This is a genomic window from Mucilaginibacter gossypii, assembly GCF_900100945.1.
In the GTDB taxonomy this organism is placed as follows: domain Bacteria; phylum Bacteroidota; class Bacteroidia; order Sphingobacteriales; family Sphingobacteriaceae; genus Mucilaginibacter; species Mucilaginibacter gossypii.
On sequence record NZ_FNCG01000021.1, the window covers coordinates 76,213 to 95,479 of the forward strand.

Below are 19,267 nucleotides of genomic sequence, written 5' to 3' on the forward strand. Positions count from 1 at the left end.
TTTAGCGGGCAAATTTATTTGAACGAATTTCTTTTTATTTCTGAACATAATATGGCCGTAGCTATAGCTACATTCAATGATTCGGCATAACCTATCCGGGGTATAGTTACTGTTTTATTTATTAACTGCTGTATTTCAGGGCGTAAGCCATTACCCTCGTTGCCCATAGCCAGTAAACCTTCATGGCCGAAATTGGTGCTGTAGATATTTTCGCCATCGAGCATGGCGCCAAATAAAGGAAGCTTTATTTCGGCGAGGATGGTCGTTAAATTGCCGTAATGCACGTTTACCCGAGCTAATGAGCCCATGGTAGCCTGTACCACTTTGGGGTTATAAACATCAACGGTATCGTCAGAACAGATAATATCGGTAATGCCAAACCAGTCGGCCGTGCGGATAATGGTGCCCATATTGCCGGGGTCCTGCACCCCATCAAGTATCAGCGAGAACTTGTTTTTCAGTAAGTTATAATTTAATCGGGGCCATTTTGGTATTTTAATCAAACCAATTACATCCTGCGGGGTTTTCAAACTGCTGATCTTTTCCAGATCTGAAGATGAAATTTCCTGAAAATTTATTTTTCGGGATAAATTCATCATTTTTGGAGCAATTTCGGATGTATGGTATATAGCATCAACCTGGTATGCAGCGTTTACAAATTCAACAACTGATTTGTAACCCTCAACCAAAAACAAGCCATGCTCTTTACGGAATTTTTTATGTTGTAAGGATTTTAATAAACTGATCTGTGATTTTGAAAGCATATACTAAGCCTGCTGTTTACCGCCTTACAATATTAAGTATTTTACTGGTTATTATCGGTTCGGGCTGCAGCATTACCCGTGGCATCCGTAAAGATCAGGCGCTTATACGCAAAATTACTATAAAAGGTATTGATGAGCAATTTGCCGAGACCGCTATAAATTATGTGGATAAGGAGCAACAACCCAATAACTGGCTCAATCTGCAGTTGTACTATACTTTTAGCAATAAAGGTAAAAAAAATATAGGCGAAGCCCCCGTTGTTGTTGATAGTAACCTGATCGAGTACTCGCGTGTACAGATGGAAAAATACATCCGCAGCCGTGGTTACCTCAAAGCAAAGGTCACCGACAGTGTAGTGATAAAAAAGCAAAAGGCTGAGCTGATTTTTACTGCTAATGAGGGACCTATGTTCCGCATCCGCAAATTTACTGATAGTATTGCCGATAATAATATTAAAGCATTGTATAATGGTAACCGCAACAGGATATCACACATACAGCCGGGCGGCAGGTTTGACACTGATAGTTTAGCTTACGACCGCGATCAGCTCTATTTGCTGATGAAGCATAACGGCTACTACGACTTTTACAGGCAGTATATCAATTTTACCTATGATTCTACCTTTAACAGCAGTGTGGTTGATGTAAAAATGATCATTGATAATCCGGCGGGGAAAACACAGCACCCGGTTTATACTATCAACAATACATTAATTACGATATCAAACAGCCAGGGGCGTACACCGGGCAAAGTTGATACGATACAGGTTGATTCACAATTCAGGTTTGTTGACTACTCAAAAAGGTTTAAACCAAGGGTAGTAACCGATTACGTTTTTCAGAAAAAAGGCGAAATATACGATATTGATAAGCAAACACGCACCACCACTCGCTTATCAGAATTAAATGTTTTCAGAAATGTGCCCAACCCCGTTTACGAAAAACTGAAGGATAGCTCTAACAGGCTTAATACCCGGATAGATATTGTGCCGCTTAAACGGATGAGTGACCGTGTAGAGGGTGAGGTGCTTTTTAGCGGCGGTCGTTTTGGTTATAACGTGGGTAATACTTTTACCGACAGGAATTTATTTAAACAGGCTGCTATATTGCAGCTAAAAGTTAACTGGAGCATCCTTTTTGATAACGGCAATACTGTTGGTAATGATCACAGCAGTATTCAAAACCAGGAGTTTAGGGTAGGGGCACAGCTTGTCTATCCGCGACTTTTGCTTCCGTTCAAATTTCCGTTTCTTGGTAAATTTGCGGTTCCGCATACCACGTTTTCATCAAACTATTCATTGTTTTACCAAAAAGATTTGGTTAAGCGCGAAAGTTTTATCAATTCCATCACTTACGACTTTTTTGATACGCCGTATAAAACGCATACTATTACGCCCATTAACATTGAGTTTTCGAGAGGTATAATTGATCCGGCTGCAAGGGCGGCGCTGCTTGCTCAAAACAGGTACTCCTATGTTTATTTAATCGGGCGTACGGTTTTTACATCCGGTAGCCAATACACTTACCAGGTTAATGCCATAAAGCTTAATGGTTATGAAAACTTTACCTATTTCCGGGGGAGTTTAGATATTGGCGGAAATTTTCTTAACCTGGTAAGCAATCTCACCAATGCTCCTAAAGATACTCTTGGGCAACACAAGCTTTTTGGATATACCTTTGCGCAGTATACCAAAGTTGAGCTTGATACGCGCATCTACCGAAATTTTGGCGGCGAAAAACAATTTGTTTTCCGCATAAACCCGGGTATAGGCATCGCTTACGGTAATAGCAATCAGCTTATTTTTGAAAAGAATTTTTATGCAGGTGGAGCCAATGATATCAGGGCCTGGCTGCCGCGCACATTAGGCCCGGGACAATTTAACCGCGCTTCATTTTATGGAACTGATGTTAATAACCGGGCACGCCTGAAATATCTTGATCAGTTTGGCGAGATTAAATTTATCACCAATGCCGAGTACCGGTACCTGTTGGCAAATAACTTTTTTGGTGCAAAACTCAAAGGTGCGGTTTTTGTTGATGCCGGTAATGTATGGCGCTTGCATGACGAGCCTGACAACCCCAACGGGCAGTTTAAACTGAACAATTTTTTAAGCTCAACGGCTTTAGGTATCGGCACTGGGTTGAGGTTTGATTTAAGTTTCTTCGTTTTTAGACTCGATGCAGCCTTTAAACTAAAAGACCCGCAATTTAGCGGAGCTAACCAATGGGTGCTGATTAACCATGCCGGCGAACTGTTTAGCAAAGGTTCATTCAAACAAGCTTACAAAGCAGCCAACGGAGAAGATTACAACTTTATGCAGTTGAACTTTGGTATTGGATTACCGTTTTAAGATTTTTAGGTAAAAGGATAAAGGTGAAAGGCAAAAGGTAGCTGCAGCTTTACGTTTGCATCTGTTTTTAAACCTTTTACTTTTCGTTTTGCTTTCACCTCTCCCTAAAAAAACTTTAACCTTTCGCCTTTGACCTTTTACCTTCCTTCTAAAACATATTCTTCAACCCGTCAATAATGCTTTCAAAAAAGGTTGGGATACTTAATCCGTTGTGGTAGTTGAAATACAGGAAGATACAAAATATTACTACAGCAATAATGATGAACCGTTTAAACATATAGGCCAGTAACACCAGTAAAAGAGGGATAGCTATCAGTAATACCCAGCTGATATGGAATGGACTTAGTTTACTGTCGTGCTTGTAAATGTAGTATAGTATGGCGTGTGTGCCGGAATCGTTCATGTGTTTGGCGTACAGGAAGGTTGAACGATCAAGCTTGTGGCGGTAAAAAGCAGTGCCTTTGTCAAACTTAAGTTCTTCGGTAAAACCATTCATTACAAAGGTGAAAACGCCGTTTACATTTTCCTGTATTACGCCTGCCGTATCGGTTGCAACTACAGCTACCTCGTCAACCGCAAAGGGGTTTTCTTTAACTACAAAGTTGTTGATAGCGGTTTTATCGGCAAAAGCAAAGCTGTGTGCCGCTGTAATAAGGCAAAAAATAAGTAAAAGTTTTTTCATGGCTTGATAGAGAGATTCTTTATCGATGCTGCAATTATCTGCAATAAAAATAGTGTTTTTTATGAGCTATCGGTTAAGGAAATAAATACTCATGTTAAGTATGCTGGCAAAGCTTACCCATAGTAAATAGGGCACAAGCAGCCACGAAGCAGTACGGCTAAATTTATTAAACCAGTTAATGTTTGCCACAATACTGAGCCACAGTAAAATGATTACAACCGCAGCTGCGGCTATTTGATGCATGCCAAAGAATACTATCGACCACGAAAAATTTAAAATAAGCTGAATAAAGTATATCGAACGGGCAATAATGTAAACCGGCTTACGGCTGCGGTGTTTCCATACAAGATAAGCGGCGGTCGCTATCATAATATAAATTGCAGTCCATACCGGTGCAAACAGCCAGGGTGGTGGGTTAAACGATGGCTTTTTGAGTGTGCTATACCAGCCGGCAATTTCGGGCCGGGTTACCAGTGAGGCAACAAAACCAATAAATAATACAATCAGCAAACTGATGAGGTATGGGAAAAATTGAAAACGTTTGGTAGATACAGCTACGGACATAATATTATCTGAACCCTTAAAGGAAGCCTAAGTTTTACTGTGAATGAATAATCTTTAAAACTAAATAAAATAAACATTAATGCTCAATAAAGCAACTGTTTTGCAATAAATACACAAGGGGCAGGTAGTATTAACAGTTAAATGTTAGTTTAGCCTGTATGATAAAAGCCTACAGGTTATATACCGGTGATGACGGTCATTCACATATACAAAAAGGGATGGTTGATTTAGGGACACTTAATGAAGCCCTTGCGCTTAGGTTTCAGGAATCGGAACCGCATGCATTTTATGATTACCATAATGCCCCTACAAATCAGTACGTGATAACCCTTACCGGTACGCTTGAATTTGAAACCTATCCCGGCGAAAAATTTATACTTGAGCCCGGCGAAATACTGATAGCGCAGGATACTACGGGAACTGCGCACAAATGGCGGTTGATGGATGATGAGCCCTGGAAACGGGTGTATGTTACCTTTGATCCGGCAAAGCCGATAAATTTTGTGGCTGATAAATAAGAACCGTTGCTGCAGTAGTGATGCACGTAATATTCCTTTTACAAATACTGATACAGAACCCAACAAAATTTTAATAGTTACACTAAATCAGTATTTTCGACAAATACCTTTATAATCCTCAAATGAAAGATACCAAACAAAACTACCGTCGTCATTTTTTAAAAACCACTGCTGTAGGCACGCTTGCAGCTATGGGCATACCATCAATTGTTTCATCGGCTTTAGCTGCCGAAAAACCTGCAAAAAAGCTAACTTTTAACCAGGGCGATGTAGTGCTTTTTCAGGGCGACTCCATTACCGACTGGGGGCGTGACCATAGCAAAACCGAACCGAATACTACCAGTGCTTTAGGTTCGGGCTATGCCTTGCTAACTGCTTCACAATTGCTGCTTAAACATGCTGATAAAGGTTTGAAGATTTACAATAAAGGTATCAGCGGCAATAAAGTATATCAGCTTGCCGAGCGCTGGGATACCGATTGTCTTGCCCTTAAACCAAACATATTGAGCATTCACATAGGCGTGAATGACTTTTGGCATACCCTTACCGGTGGTTATAAAGGCACAATAGATACTTATATTACTGATTACCGCGCACTGCTCACACGTACCAAACAGGCCCTGCCCGATATTAAACTGGTGATTTGCGAACCCTTTGCCGAAAAAAATGTGAAGGCCGTTGATGATAAATGGTACCCAACGTTTGATTCGTTTCGCAAAGCTGCTAAGGATATCGCTGCTGAGTTCGACGCGGTATTTGTGCCTTACCAATCGGCATTTGATAAAGCCGAGCAAAGAGCACCGGCAACTTACTGGAACCTTGATGGCGTACACCCCAGCGTAGCCGGCGAAGCCCTTATGGCACAAACATGGTTGAAAGCGGTTGGAGCTCTTTAGAAGGTAAAAGGATAAAGGTGAAAGGCAAAAGGTAGCTGCGGCTTTGCAAATAAAAGGTGAAGGGGTAAAGGCTAAAGGTGAAAGGTAGCTTCAGCTTTGCAAATAAAAGGTAAAAGGCTAAAGGTAGCTACAACTTTGCATACGGCTTGGTGTATCTTTGGCCTTTTTATTTGTCTGTCGCTTTTTAAAGACCTTTCGCCTTTAGCCTTTCACCTCAAAAAAGCGTATCTTTGCGCGTAAATGATTGCTATAAATAACCTTACGTTCGAGATTGGTGCGCGGGCCTTATATGATGAAGCCAACTGGCATATTAAACCCGGTGAAAAAATTGGTTTAATTGGTGCCAACGGTACTGGTAAAACTACCCTTTTAAAAATTATTGTAGGCGACTATAAGCCTACCTCCGGAACTGTTTCAATGGCTAAGGACCTTACCATGGGTTACCTTAACCAGGATCTACTTTCTTATTCATCTGATAAAAATATCGTACACGTGGCCATGGAAGCCTTTGAGCGCCAAAACCAGCTGCACGATGAGATCGAGAACCTGCTCAAAAAGCTGGAAACGGATTATAGCGAAGAACTATTAAATAAACTGAGCGACAAGCAGCACGAGTTTGAATTGCTCGATGGTTATAATATCGAATATAAAGCCCATGAGATTTTAGCCGGCTTGGGTTTTAGCGACGAGGATTGCAAACGCAAGCTGAGTACCTTTTCGGGCGGTTGGCGCATGCGTGTAATGCTGGCCAAGATCCTGTTACAAGCACCTGATATCCTGCTGCTGGATGAGCCTACCAACCACCTTGACTTACCGTCTATCCAATGGCTGGAGGATTACCTGAAATCATTCCCCGGTGCTATCATCATCGTATCGCACGACAGGTGGTTCCTGGATAAAGTGATCAATCGTACGGTTGAATCGAGGAAGGGCAAGTTGACCGTTTACGCAGGTAATTATTCTTTCTATCTCGAAGAAAAAGCCCTGCGTGAAGAAATTCAGCGTGGCGAGTTTAAAAATCAGCAATCAAAAATTAAACAGGAAGAGCGTTTGATCGAGCGTTTCCGTGCCAAAGCTTCTAAGGCTAAAATGGCGCAGTCCCGCATCAAAATGCTGGATAAAATGGAGCGTATTGACGATGTGGATGACGATAATCCATCCGTTAACTTCGCTTTCCGTTTCAGCAAACAGTCGGGTAGGCACGTGATCACTTTAGAGGATATCACCAAAAAATACCCTGCTATCGATATTCTTGACCACGCCGAAGCTGTAATTGAAAAAGGTGATAAAATTGCACTCATCGGTGCCAACGGTAAAGGTAAATCAACCCTGTTGCGCATTATTGCATCTGCCGATAAAGATTACACTGGTACGGTAACCACCGGCCATAACGTAACTACTACGTTTTTTGCCCAGCACCAGCTGGAATCTTTACACCTCGAAAATCAGATATTGCAGGAACTGCAATCATTTGCACCTAAGCATACAGATACCGAGCTGCGTACCATTTTAGGTTCGTTTTTGTTTACCGGGGATGATGTGTTCAAGAAGATCAAGGTATTATCGGGTGGTGAAAAATCACGTGTAGCATTGGCTAAGGCGCTTACCGCTGATGCTAATTTCCTGGTACTGGATGAGCCTACCAACCACCTGGATATGCAGTCGGTTAATATCCTGATCCAGGCGCTTGACCAGTACGAGGGTACTTTCATTGTGGTATCGCACGACAGGTATTTCCTTGATAACGTAGCCAACAAGATCTGGTTTATAGAAGATCAAAAGATTAAAATTTATCCGGGTACTTATGCCGAATTTGACGAATGGTATGCCAAACGTAAACTGGAACCCAAAGCAGCTGCACCTGCACCTCAACCCAAAAAAGAAGAGAAAAAGCCCGAGCCCGTTAAACAGCCGCAAGGCGAAAATAAGCATCAGCAATTAAAGAAACTGAACCAGGACCTGGCCAAAATGGAGCAGCAGATCGCCGACCTCGAAAAAGAGGTAAAGCACTTTGAAACCCAGCTGGCCGACGAAAAAATATACAGCGATAACGGCAAACTAAAACAAACCAATGCTGCCTATAGCGCTAAACAAACCGAGCTGAAACAAATGCAGGACAAGTGGGAAGCCCTGGCCGAGCAGATTTTGGAGTTGGAATCGTAAGCCCCACCCAAACCCTCCCCTAAAGGGAGAGGGCTTTGATAAGCGTAGAGTAAAGTATCGTGAATGAAAGCCGCTATTGCATTATGATAGTGGCTTTTTTATATTCGTGTTAAACCTAAATTAGTACATGGACAATCAATATCGTGGGCTTACCATCGCTGTATTAATATCCAGTTGTTTTATTTTAATTGGTGCCGGGCATAGCGTCGGGCCAATAATATTGTTTGAAGTAATGTTTCCTTTTGCAAGTGAAAACAAATTGTCGTTTAGCTTATCAAATAATTACGATAATTCAATTTTAGCATCCGCATTAATTCTTTTGACAGGACAGCTTTTGTTATTTATTGCGACTCACAAAGAGCACATAATTACCCGGCTTATAGCGCTTTTTGTTATGTGGATAGCGCTGCTTTTTCTGACGCATAATATTTTCAATGGCGATAGCCTTTCAGAGTTTAGCCTGGGTTCAGCTACGCCCTTCTTAATATTATCAATCACATTGTTTAGTTTTGACGTTAAACAATATTTGCAGCGGGATAAAATAGATATTGAACCGGAATGAAATTGACAAAGATATTTTTAGGCATGGTGATCTTTACCTTGCTTATACAACAAACCTTCGCTCAATCACCCTATAACAACAACGTTTACTCTTCAGCCATAAAAAGCGTTGAGTTTTATAATACCGCGAAGCAGGGCTCTTTCCCGGTTATTAATTTGGGGACCGATGAAAGGGTGCTGCTAACTTTCGATGACCTGCGCGGGGGCAGCCGTAATTACTATTATACCATTGAGCATTGCGATGCCAACTGGAACTCGTCAAACCTTTCATCTGCCGAGTACCTGCAAAGCTTTACTGATGACCGGTTGTATAACTACAGCTATTCAACCGGTACTATGCAAAAATATACCCATTATGAAATTTCGCTGCCCAACAATAACATCGCTCCCAAAATATCGGGCAATTATGTGCTGAAGGTTTATGAAGATGGCGATCAAAACAAAATGGTGCTTACCCGCAGGTTGTATGTGTTGGGCAAAAGGATATCTATCGCAGCTGATATGGTAGCATCGCCCAATAATGCCACACGGCAAACCAATCAGAAGATCAACTTTACGGTTGATTATTCGGGGCTTGTTGTGCAGAACCCGGCTTATGCTTTGCGTACTTTTATTATGCAAAACGCCCGTACTGAAACTACAGTGCTTAACGGGCAGCCAACCTATATCCGTGGTTCGCAGTTAATTTATAACGATGTAAGCATTAATGATTTTCCTGGCCGTAATGAGTTCAGGCTGTTTGATACGCGTACGCTCAAGCTTAATTCGCAAAGGGTAGCCAAAATTTATAAGGATTCTACCAACGTTGTTGTACTGCTTGGCGACCCGGTGCGCGACAAGCCCAACTACATTTTTCAATACGATAACGACGGCAAGTTTTACATCCTGAATAACGACGGTACCACGCCAGCCACCGATGCTGACTATGCTCATGTATACTTCACGTTATCAACCAATAAAAATCCTAACGACGGAGCGCCATATGTGGTAGGCCAGTTCAACAACTACCGCCTTGATGATAGTAACAAATTGCACCCGCTTGATAACGGGAGATACACCGTAAACATGTTGCTAAAACAAGGCGTTTATGACTATGAATACGTTTGGGTGGATGCCAAAACCGGCAAAGCAGATGATATCCCTTTTGAAGGCAGTCACTTTGAAACCGAAAACGAATACCAGGTGCTTACCTATTATCGCCCCCCCGCAGCCCGTTGGGATGAACTGGTGGGTTTCAGGGAATTGGTGACAAAAAGATAATGGCCTCACCTAAATTCTCTACGAAGGAGCGGACTTTAAAAAACAAACTTAACAGCGTTTGCGAATTAAAAGCTTCCGCTTAGGAGAAGGCTGTCTCATCCTAAAAAAAGTTTAGAGTTTAACTGCTAAATCCTGTTATACGTTTACAATAAAAAAGTCACGAGTACGCCACGCTTTCGTCAGCGCTGCATACTCGCGCCAGTGGGGGTTTCTGCAAAATGCAGAAATTCTGGAAGCGCGTCTATCGACATTAGCTCGGACAATCTTGGATAATACCTCTTTGTAACCGCTTTATTTAAAGTAGGCATAACTGTATTTTTAGTATTATTTATCAAACGTTGAACCTCCCCGCATTCAAATAAATGATGCGATACGATCACCACTTCTAAATCGGCAACAGTTGATCAGAATGATAATAAGTTTGAGTATCCCATGAGAATAAAGGAGCTATAAGAGGATGATTTAAAATATTTTCCTCTTCCGTTATATAATATATTTCATTATCGAAATCGGGCAAATTAACCGATACCGTAATTTCATCTGGCTCACTAAGACCATAAGTAAACTCAAGTGTACCGTAGTTAAGGACCCTATCTGTATAGGCAAAACTTCCAAAGTTTGTTAAATAAAAATATTTAACCGTGTATAGGACCTGATGTGTTGCAGCATCAACATGTTCCTCAGCAATAATTCGACCTTGGTTATCCCAGACCTTTCGCCCTTCTTCTAACTTTTCTGTTTTTTCATAGAGCCCCCAGTTCATGACAGTATAATTTCCCACTTGTTGCTTATTGGTGAAGAACGTTCCAGACCTCCATAGTGACTGGTATTCCGCAAGCACGCTCTGTAGATTTTCCCCCTCCGACAAATAATACTCTCCGGTGCTTAACTCTCCGTTCTCATATATGTCAATTTTTTGTAAAACATCGTCGACATAATGTTCAGAACTGTAATCACCTTGTAAAAGGTTAGCCTGTTGAGCGGATACTTCTACGCCCAATGAATTTTTATATTTTATTTCAATTGCCATAACATTATTTGTATTTGAAAGGAATGAGAGGTTCCAATGCACCAATCGTTCCCGATTTGAAAATTTTAAAACCTATTTTTTTCGAAGATGCAACACCTGTAAGATGGGTGAAGCCTGCATTTTGAATCATGGAAAGAGCATCCGTGTCATCAACTTTAAAATACTTAAGAAAACTATTTCCAATCTCGTTATTCTTTTCAGTATACTTTATCGTAGTTTTAATTTTATCTTTCAGTCTCCCAGTGGCTTTTACCTTGCATTTATCCAGTTCTCTAATAAATGCGTCAAAGTTCTCGCTGTCCATTATTATGGCGAACTCCACATCCCCCGGAGCCGGTAATTCGGTATAATCATTCGGATCGACCCCTTCAGGAAAAGGATCCGTAGGATAACGCTTCCAGACAGCGGAGCCCTGCATATAAAATTCATACTCAATCGATCGAAAATCACCGCCAAGCTTTTCTCCCATTTGTGCTAATGCTTTATTAAAGTTATCCTTTACATCAGTACAGAAATCCTGATAGTTCTCCATAGGGGCGAAACCAGCTACATACTTCCTTACTTTGGTAACATTAATGTAATATTTTACCCGCAATATAAATTCTTCAGATTCAATCAGCTTTCTATTTCGATAACTGATATGTATCAGACCCGCTATTTCACTTGCAGGCGTCGAGCTATCATAAGCCATTTGCATAACTTCCGCCAACACTTCAGGATTATGACGAGGCATTCCCAGTAAACCTACTGAGGAGAATGTATTGGGCTTCTCTAAACTTAATAAGCGTTCCAATTCTGAGTTGACTTTTTTCTTATAGTTATCGAAATGTTCGGCAATTTCGATACCAGCCAGCTTTAAGATTGATTCGCGCGCCTCTACCCCCCGCGAGTCTGTAGCGAATTCAGGTGGCCATGTCTCTCCAATTTCATTTACGAGATTTTTCGCGCTGATTTTTAATAAATTACCGGCAAGCACGCTCCCACTAGCGGATAGAAAATCTGACAAAAATCCTGCCTATCCAAAAAATCTCCCCACATCTCGGTTCAGACAAACAAAAACGCCCTCCGGCTAACCGAAGGGCGTTTTTATATCTGATAAAATCAGCGATTATAATTTGCCAATTTCCTGAACAAGGTCAATCAGTTTGTTTGAGTAACCCCACTCGTTATCGTACCATGAAACAACTTTTACGAAGTTTTCATTCAGACCGATACCGGCTTTAGCGTCGAAAATTGAAGTGCGTGAATCGCCTTTAAAGTCTTCAGATACTACTTCGTCTTCGGTGTAGCCAAGGATGCCTTTCAATTCGCCTTCAGAAGCTTCTTTCATTGCAGCTTTTATGGCTTCATAAGAAGCACCGTTTTTCAAACGTACAGTTAAGTCAACTACAGATACGTCGGCAACCGGTACGCGCAGGCTCATGCCTGTTAATTTACCTTTTAACTGAGGTAAAACTAAACCAACCGCTTTAGCTGCACCTGTTGATGAAGGGATGATGTTTTGGTAAGCACCACGACCACCTCTCCAATCTTTTGCAGATGGGCCGTCAACTGTTTTTTGAGTTGCGGTAACAGCGTGTACAGTAGTCATCAAACCTTCTTCGATACCAAATTTATCGTCCAATACTTTAGCGATAGGAGCTAAACAGTTGGTAGTACATGAGGCGTTTGAAACGATGTTTTGATCGGCTTTCAAAGCTTTGTGGTTAACACCCATAACAAATGTAGGGGTATCATCTTTTGCAGGAGCGCTCATTACTACTTTTTTAGCACCGGCGTCGATGTGTTTTTGAGCAGTTTCCTGAGTTAAGAACAAACCGGTTGATTCAATTACAACCTCAGCACCTACTTCATTCCATTTAAGGTTAGCAGGGTCTTTTTCGGCAGTAACGCGGATGGTTTTACCGTTAACAACCAAATGACCGCCTTCAACAGCAATAGTACCATTGAACTGACCATGGGTTGAATCGTATTTTAACATGTAAGCCATGTAATCTGGCTCAACAAGGTCATTAATACCAACAACTTCAATGTCTGGTCTTTCAATTGCAGCCCTGAATGCCAGGCGGCCAATACGGCCGAAACCGTTAATTCCTATTTTCATGATTTTTTAATTTTTACTTGAATAGTAGGTTAATAAATTATTTATGGGTTCTTTAATTATGTTAGTGATTTGCAGATCAGCTTCGGCGGCAGCTTCATACAAGTGTTCCTGAAAATTAAAAGCAACAGAGCCTGCAAAGTGAACAGACGTACCCGGGTGTTGCTGATATAAAGGTAACAAATATGTGGAAATTAGCTTGCTAAATCCTTTTTTTATGACGTTTTGCAGATGATGATCGTTTTTATTATCGAGATAAAAATCGGTAAATGAGCTTAAAAATAAAGCAGGTTGTTTTTGCCGGTAAACCTTTTCGAGCAGGTTTTTACGGTCGGCATCGTATTTGTGTATAAACTTTTTACGGATAGATAGAGGCAGGGTATCGTTCATGAATTCCTTGATGAGCTGCCTGCCCAGCCAGTTGCCCGAGCCTTCATCGGCCAGGATATAACCCAAGCCATAATTGTTTGGCCAAACTCTTCTTCCATCATACCAAGCGGCATTGGTGCCGCTGCCGCAAATGCTCACAATGCCGGGTTCGTTTTTACAGCAGGCTATCGCTGCCCCGGCAATGTCATGCTCAACAGAAACTTTTCCGAACTTGAAAAAGGTTGAAAAAGCACTATGTACTATCTTCTTCCGCTCGTCTGACGAGGCGCCCGCACCAAAAAAGTAGATGCGTCTGATCACTTCGGCATGGTGTATAAGATTGATGTTTTTGTTGAGAAGCTGAAGGATATGTTTTTCGTCGTTAAAATAGGGATTTATGCCATTGGTTTTAAAGGAAGCAACAGTTCTTCCCTTATCAGTAAGCCTCCAATGTGCAAAGTACGATCCGCTATAAACAACTGCAATCATTAATAATCTATATCGATAATATATCCATCATTTGTAAAAGGTCTTCTTCAAGCTTAAACTCATGGTGGTTAAGTGCTGCTTCCAGGTCTGTCATCATGATCTGATTGGCCTGCAAACCTACCATTTTTTGTGATTCGCCGGCAACCAAAGCATTAACTGCTGCAAAGCCAAGTCTGCTGCCCAAAATACGGTCAAAGCTTGAGGGTGCACCGCCACGTTGCAAGTGGCCTAAGATAGTAACTTTTATGTCGTAATTTTTAACTTCTTGTTGTACAGCCTTTGCAACATCATAAACGCCGCCGTTTTTATCACCTTCGGCAACAATTACAATGCTTGATGATTTTTTGTTCATGTGGCCCTCTTTAAGGTTTACGATCAAATCATCAATAGCGGTAGCGCGCTCAGGAAGTAAAATAGCTTCGGCACCGCATGATATACCAGCACGTAAAGCAATAGCGCCCGAGTCGCGGCCCATAACCTCTATAAAGAAAAGGCGGTCATGCGCATCGGCAGTATCGCGGATTTTGTCGATAGCCTGGATAACCGTATTGGTAGCGGTATCAAAACCAAGGGTATAGGTTGAACCGCAAAGGTCATTATCAATTGTACCCGGTACGCCCATTACTGCAATGTCGGGATACTTACGTGAAAAACGCAGGGCACCAGTAAAAGTACCATCACCGCCAATAACCACAAGGGCATCGATACCACGGGCTTTGGCGTTTTGGTATGCTATCTCCATGCCCTCGTCGGTTTTGAAAGGCAGGCAACGCGCGGTTTTTAAAATGGTGCCACCCAAATTAAGGATGTTACTTACCGAGCGTTTATCCATTTCATACATATCGTTTTCGATAAGGCCTTTATAACCCTGCCTTATACCTACAACTTCCAGCCCGTTATACAGTGCGGTCCTCACAACGGCACGTATACAAGGGTTCATTCCAGGGGCGTCACCACCTGAAGTTAAAACCCCTATTTTTGAAATTTTACGCATCTTTCGCTCCTTAATTTTACGCTACGAAGATAGTGTGTGTAGATTACACCATTAAATTTTATTTATTTTTTTTTGGATTAGGAATTAAGGCTATATATTTAAACTTATTAACTAAATCTCACTAATAGTTTGGAACTAATGTTACCCAAGTTTGATTCCGTATTCTCGATTGACTGCGTGATATTCGGCTTTGAAGCCGGCGAGCTCAAAATTTTGCTTATTGAGCGAAACGAGGAGCCATATAAAGACTGGCTTGCACTGCCTGGCTATATTGTTGAGCAAGACGAGAGTATTGATGATGCTGCCGAGCGGATCCTGTATGAACTTACGGGTTTGCGCGATTTGCACATGCAACAGTTTCATACTTTTGGCGAAGTGAACCGCCACCCCCAGGGTCGTGTAATTACGGTTGCTTACTATGCATTGATCCGCATAAACGGGCAAAAGGAATTACGACCGGTTACCCAATATGCCAAAAAAGCGTTCTGGCACCCGGTAAGCGAACTACCTAAACTGGCGTTTGACCATAGTGAGATCTTTAAAACAGGATTCAATAAAATAAAGCGCCGGCTACACTACCAGCCGATAGCATTTGAGCTGTTGCCCGAAAAATTTACGCTCACTCAACTGCAGTCGCTTTATGAGGCTGTTTTGGATAAGAAGCTTGATAAACGCAATTTCCGCAAAAAGATGCTCAGCTATGGCTTTTTGAAGGAGCTTGATGAAAAGCAGAAAGGTGTATCGTACCGCGCCGCTAAGCTCTACAAATTTGATAAACGCAAATACGGGAAGATTTTTCAGGGAGAGATGAATTTGGTGTAAGATAGAAGCAAGACGTCAAGAATCAGGAATTAAGACAGAAACAGGATGTCAAGATTCAGTAAGCACGAAAGTAATAGAGGGCTTTTGCAAGCGCCTCCGTACAGTTCGCGATTGCGTCGATTTTAAAAAGAAAGGACCGGAAAATCTTCCGGTCCTTTCTTTTTAAAATCGTAACGTCTTAGGTCTTGACTCTTGACTTCTTGAATCTTACAAAGAGCTTGGTGCTAATTCCAAATGGTATTTCACCAGATTATCTATAGGCGAGCGGATGATGTTGCCAACAACCATGCCATTTTCAGTAACTACCTCTTCCAGCACGTTACGGAAGTTATAACCTACCGAACCGATGCAGTTGAAAGTGTATTTTTGATAATCAGGGTAGTGGGTTACCAGGTTGCGGAAAAAATCGTCGAACGAGGTACGCACCAGGTTGCGTGAGTATTCGATGTGTACGTTGTTATCGTAAACAAATTTGCTGAAGCTTGCGCAAAAACGGTTAGCACGGGGCTGGGTGTATACCTGCTCGTTGATATCATCAGGAGTAAGTTTATAAGTTTCCCAGAAAAGGGCACGTACAGGCTCAGGCATGTATCCGCGCAGGTAATCTGTTAACAGCTTTTTGCCAATGTAGCAACCGCTGCCTTCATCACCCAGGATGTAAGCGCCCGAATCAATATTGTGTACAACTTCTTTACCATCATAAATGCAGGTATTAGTTCCGGTACCTAATATGGCAGCAAAGCCTTCGGTGTTGCCGAGCAGGGCACGGGCAGCAGCAAGCAAGTCATGACCAATATTAACTTTTGCGCCTGTGAAAACTACTTTCATAGCTTCCTCAACAATTTTGCGCATTTCGGGGGTTGAACAGCCGGCACCATAGTAATTTACCTCTGTGATCAGGTTTTTTTCAAGATCGGTTGGCAGGCTTTCGTTCAGTGACTGTATAATATACTCTGTACTTGAAAAGTATGGGTTATAACCCTCGGTATTGAAGTAAACTTTTTTTCCCTCTTCGGTAACCAGGCACCAATTTGTTTTGGTTGAGCCACCGTCAGCAATTATGATCATAAATTTTGTTTTTTTAAAAATCGGTTAAAAGTAGGATTTACTTATTGTAAAAAAAACACTTAGTATTTTAAAAATTGAAAATTGCGATTTTTACTTAAGTTATAGCTACTTTTTTGTATAAATTAAACTTTAAATGGTGTTTTTATACCATTGTTATCAATAATTAATCAGGTCAACTATACCTTTTTTTTAAATGTAAAGTTTACAGATAAGCAGTGCGCCGTACAATTTAAAAACAGAGTAATTTACAATTGTACGCAATGTTACATTATTAAGCAAAATATTGGCTTTAATTAATGCTAAAACGTGTATTTTGTATTACAAACTCGTTACAGAAACGCAAGTGAATTGCCCGGATGAATGTGTGTGGCTTTAATACCTGGCACGTTTTGCTTTAGCCAGCCTATCATAAATTCGGAGCCGGGTTCTTCGCTGGCAATATGCCCTAATACAATTAATGAAAGTTTATCGCCTTTGGCTTGGGCATCCCTTACATATTCGGCGGTTTCCCATTCCGAAATCTCGCCGCAAATCAGTACATCGGGCTTTTTGGTGCTCATTTCGGTGATCTGTCTTTTACCGCCGGCCGCTCCAGGTAACAGCAGCACCTTTTGGCAGCTTTGTGATGGATTGCCTATGTAGCGTACCTTTTCTATTTTAAGTTTCTTTTTCAGTGTTTCGATAAGGGAGCTTAACGAGGTAGATGGAATGCTTAACAGGTTTCCGGTTTCCGGCTTGTAATAGCTTACCCAGTCGAGCTGTTTCAATAGCCCAATACCAACACCATCGGGTTTAAGACTGTGGATGGTATCGTGGTTGCGCCAAACGGCTATATTATGTTTATCAAGCAGTTGTTTTTTGTACTGAAATACATCATCATTAGCCAGCCAGGTGGTTTCATCGGCATGGTTATAAAAAGTTGGCTCGTGGGCTATAATAAAGTTAGCGCCTAAGCTAATGGCCTTTTCAATAATGCCTATGGTTGCAAACATGGTGGTAACTATGCCGGTAACAACAATATCGCGGTTGCCTGATTTTAGGGTGTCAACCGTATTAGGGAAGGGTGCGCCCGGCACCTGTTTCATAAACAGATCAATGATTTGCCCTACCGTAATGTGTTCATCAGGGTTAGTGAAGGTGATGGCATCTACAGTAAACGAAGTTGATAATAACGCAGCGGTGCCTGCTAAAGCACTTAACTGGGTAATGAACTTACGGCGATCGGGATTATGATTAATGGGGGAGAGGTTTGAATTCATGGTATGATTGGGTTTGTTCAAAGATAACACAGGGCAAGTTAATTTCAGATTTGTAATAATTGTGTGACATATTTATATCTTCGCATAAATTTAAAGACCCCTAATCCGTGCAAAAACTTGCTAAGCTTATCACCAACAAACCTTTTGTTTATTCTTTATGGTTTGGCCTAAGTCTGTTTCTGGTAATTAAAGGTGTTTTAACCCATCAGGGGTTTAACAATTATACCATATTTAAATACAATTTTTTAAATACTATCCATCAGCATAACCTATACGCTTATCAGCCGGAGCATTATTACGACCTGAACCATTACGGGCCGGTATTTTCAATAATCATGGCACCTTTTGCTATTTTGCCAGATAGTATAGGCGTTATTTTATGGGTGTTGTTTAATGCATTCATCCTGTTTAAAGCTATCCAGCTTTTACCGCTGAAAAAGGACCAGTATGTTATTGTGCTTTTACTGTGCGCCCACGAACTAATGACAGCATCAGCCAATGTGCAGAGTAATCCGATGATAGCAGCGTTGATTATATTAGGTTTTAATTTTATAAAACGTGAACAGGATTTTTGGGCTGCATTAATGATAGCCCTCGGCGCATTTATTAAGCTTTACGGTATAGTTGGGTTGGCCTTCTTTTTCTTCTCCACAAATAAACCAAAGTTTGTGTTAAGCTTTATTTTCTGGTCGGCAGTGTTGTTTGTTTTGCCTATGGCCATTTCATCTCCCTCGTTTATTATACAAACTTATCACGACTGGTATACCGACCTGGTGATTAAAAATTCGGATAACCAGCAATCATATATGCAGGAAATTTGTGTTACTGGTTTTATACGGAGAGCGTTTCATTTCCAGGATCTTAAGAATATGTACGTAATAGGACCTGCACTGGTGTTGTTTGGCTTGTCGTACCTGCGCGTTAAGGCTTATAAGGTTTTGGAATACCAGCGCCTGATCCTTTCATCGGTATTGATCTTCGCTGTGATATTCAGCAGTTCGGCCGAGTCATCAACTTATATTATTGCTTTTGTAGGAGTTGCCGTTTGGTTTATGAATCTGAACCGCCAGGTAACCGGCTTCGAGATTTTTTTGCTGGTTTTAGCATTGTTGATCACAAGTCTTTCCCCTTCAGATCTTTTTCCGTCTTTTATCCGCACCCAATATATCGTTCCTTATAAACTAAAATCGATACCCTGTTTTTTAATTTGGCTTAAAATAATTTATGAAACGCTCACCAGGGATTTTGTTAATGAAAAGGAAGGTGTATTGACCCAGGCAGCAGTTTAGAGGATCACCGGTTTGAAAACAGTCTTGAATGATTATTTTTTACTGTAGAGCCCCGAAAACTTGCAGGTTAATAGATAATTATTATTT

At 41.3% G+C, this 19,267-nt stretch carries 18 protein-coding genes; 8 read left to right on the forward strand and 10 right to left on the reverse strand.

Annotated elements, in window-relative coordinates; translation table 11 throughout:
• Positions 1 to 14: 14 nt before the first annotated feature.
• Complete coding sequence (locus tag BLS28_RS27055; RefSeq protein WP_091175116.1) at positions 15 to 764, reverse strand: TrmH family RNA methyltransferase; 750 nt, start codon at positions 762 to 764, stop codon at positions 15 to 17.
• Between BLS28_RS27055 and tamL the strand changes: the two genes are divergently transcribed.
• Positions 755 to 3,115 carry a translocation and assembly module lipoprotein TamL gene (tamL, locus tag BLS28_RS27060; RefSeq protein ID WP_091175118.1) on the forward strand — a complete coding sequence of 787 codons (2,361 nt, stop codon included), beginning with the start codon at positions 755 to 757 and terminating at the stop codon, positions 3,113 to 3,115. The genes BLS28_RS27055 and tamL overlap by 10 nt on opposite strands.
• A gap of 148 nt (positions 3,116 to 3,263) precedes the next feature.
• Here tamL and BLS28_RS27065 read toward each other — a convergent pair whose 3' ends face one another.
• Both BLS28_RS27065 and BLS28_RS27070 read right to left on the reverse strand, forming a co-directional pair.
• A complete protein-coding gene (locus BLS28_RS27065; protein ID WP_091175120.1) occupies positions 3,264 to 3,797 on the reverse strand; it encodes a hypothetical protein in 534 nt (177 codons plus the stop codon).
• A 66-nt stretch (positions 3,798 to 3,863) separates the two neighbouring features.
• Positions 3,864 to 4,361 (reverse strand): TspO/MBR family protein, encoded by a 498-nt coding sequence (locus tag BLS28_RS27070; protein WP_091175123.1) that lies wholly within the window; start codon positions 4,359 to 4,361, stop codon positions 3,864 to 3,866.
• A 158-nt stretch (positions 4,362 to 4,519) separates the two neighbouring features.
• On the opposite strand from BLS28_RS27070, the gene BLS28_RS27075 reads away from it, so the two are divergent.
• The 5 genes from BLS28_RS27075 (at position 4,520) to BLS28_RS27095 (ending at position 9,759) form a co-directional block, all read left to right on the forward strand.
• Entirely contained in the window at positions 4,520 to 4,879 is a 360-nt protein-coding gene (locus BLS28_RS27075) for a cupin domain-containing protein (RefSeq protein WP_091175125.1), read from the forward strand.
• A gap of 122 nt (positions 4,880 to 5,001) precedes the next feature.
• A complete protein-coding gene (locus tag BLS28_RS27080) occupies positions 5,002 to 5,775 on the forward strand; it encodes an SGNH/GDSL hydrolase family protein (protein WP_091175127.1) in 774 nt (257 codons plus the stop codon).
• 240 nt (positions 5,776 to 6,015) lie between these two features.
• Entirely contained in the window at positions 6,016 to 7,938 is a 1,923-nt protein-coding gene (gene abc-f / locus BLS28_RS27085) for a ribosomal protection-like ABC-F family protein (protein WP_091175129.1), read from the forward strand.
• A gap of 127 nt (positions 7,939 to 8,065) precedes the next feature.
• A complete protein-coding gene (locus tag BLS28_RS27090; RefSeq protein WP_143020888.1) occupies positions 8,066 to 8,500 on the forward strand; it encodes a hypothetical protein in 435 nt (144 codons plus the stop codon).
• Positions 8,497 to 9,759 (forward strand): type IX secretion system plug protein, encoded by a 1,263-nt coding sequence (locus tag BLS28_RS27095; RefSeq protein ID WP_439822834.1) that lies wholly within the window; start codon positions 8,497 to 8,499, stop codon positions 9,757 to 9,759. Before BLS28_RS27090 ends, BLS28_RS27095 begins: the two co-directional genes overlap by 4 nt.
• Positions 9,760 to 10,144: 385 nt before the next feature.
• Here BLS28_RS27095 and BLS28_RS27100 read toward each other — a convergent pair whose 3' ends face one another.
• From BLS28_RS27100 to pfkA, 5 genes are all read right to left on the reverse strand, one after another.
• Entirely contained in the window at positions 10,145 to 10,789 is a 645-nt protein-coding gene (locus tag BLS28_RS27100; RefSeq protein WP_091175134.1) for a hypothetical protein, read from the reverse strand.
• Between the two features lie 4 nt (positions 10,790 to 10,793).
• Complete coding sequence (locus BLS28_RS27105; protein WP_143020889.1) at positions 10,794 to 11,795, reverse strand: hypothetical protein; 1,002 nt, start codon at positions 11,793 to 11,795, stop codon at positions 10,794 to 10,796.
• Between the two features lie 102 nt (positions 11,796 to 11,897).
• Positions 11,898 to 12,893 (reverse strand): type I glyceraldehyde-3-phosphate dehydrogenase, encoded by a 996-nt coding sequence (gene gap, locus BLS28_RS27110; protein ID WP_091175140.1) that lies wholly within the window; start codon positions 12,891 to 12,893, stop codon positions 11,898 to 11,900.
• A 6-nt stretch (positions 12,894 to 12,899) separates the two neighbouring features.
• Complete coding sequence (locus BLS28_RS27115; RefSeq protein WP_091175142.1) at positions 12,900 to 13,748, reverse strand: hypothetical protein; 849 nt, start codon at positions 13,746 to 13,748, stop codon at positions 12,900 to 12,902.
• 7 nt (positions 13,749 to 13,755) lie between these two features.
• Complete coding sequence (gene pfkA / locus BLS28_RS27120; protein WP_091175145.1) at positions 13,756 to 14,742, reverse strand: 6-phosphofructokinase; 987 nt, start codon at positions 14,740 to 14,742, stop codon at positions 13,756 to 13,758.
• 129 nt (positions 14,743 to 14,871) lie between these two features.
• Between pfkA and BLS28_RS27125 the strand changes: the two genes are divergently transcribed.
• The gene (locus tag BLS28_RS27125) at positions 14,872 to 15,564 is read left to right on the forward strand and encodes an NUDIX hydrolase (protein WP_371328320.1); all 693 of its coding nucleotides are present in this window, start codon (positions 14,872 to 14,874) and stop codon (positions 15,562 to 15,564) included.
• Positions 15,565 to 15,771: 207 nt separating this feature from the next.
• Here BLS28_RS27125 and BLS28_RS27130 read toward each other — a convergent pair whose 3' ends face one another.
• Positions 15,772 to 16,632, reverse strand: a complete 861-nt coding sequence (locus BLS28_RS27130; protein WP_091175149.1) for an N-acetylglucosamine kinase — start codon at positions 16,630 to 16,632, stop codon at positions 15,772 to 15,774.
• 329 nt (positions 16,633 to 16,961) lie between these two features.
• Positions 16,962 to 17,891, reverse strand: coding sequence for a Nif3-like dinuclear metal center hexameric protein (locus BLS28_RS27135; RefSeq protein ID WP_091175151.1), 930 nt, complete (start codon positions 17,889 to 17,891; stop codon positions 16,962 to 16,964).
• Positions 17,892 to 17,998: 107 nt separating this feature from the next.
• Here BLS28_RS27135 and BLS28_RS27140 point away from each other — a divergent pair, with 107 nt between their 5' ends.
• Positions 17,999 to 19,180, forward strand: a complete 1,182-nt coding sequence (locus BLS28_RS27140; protein WP_091175154.1) for a glycosyltransferase family 87 protein — start codon at positions 17,999 to 18,001, stop codon at positions 19,178 to 19,180.
• Positions 19,181 to 19,267 lie beyond the last annotated feature (87 nt).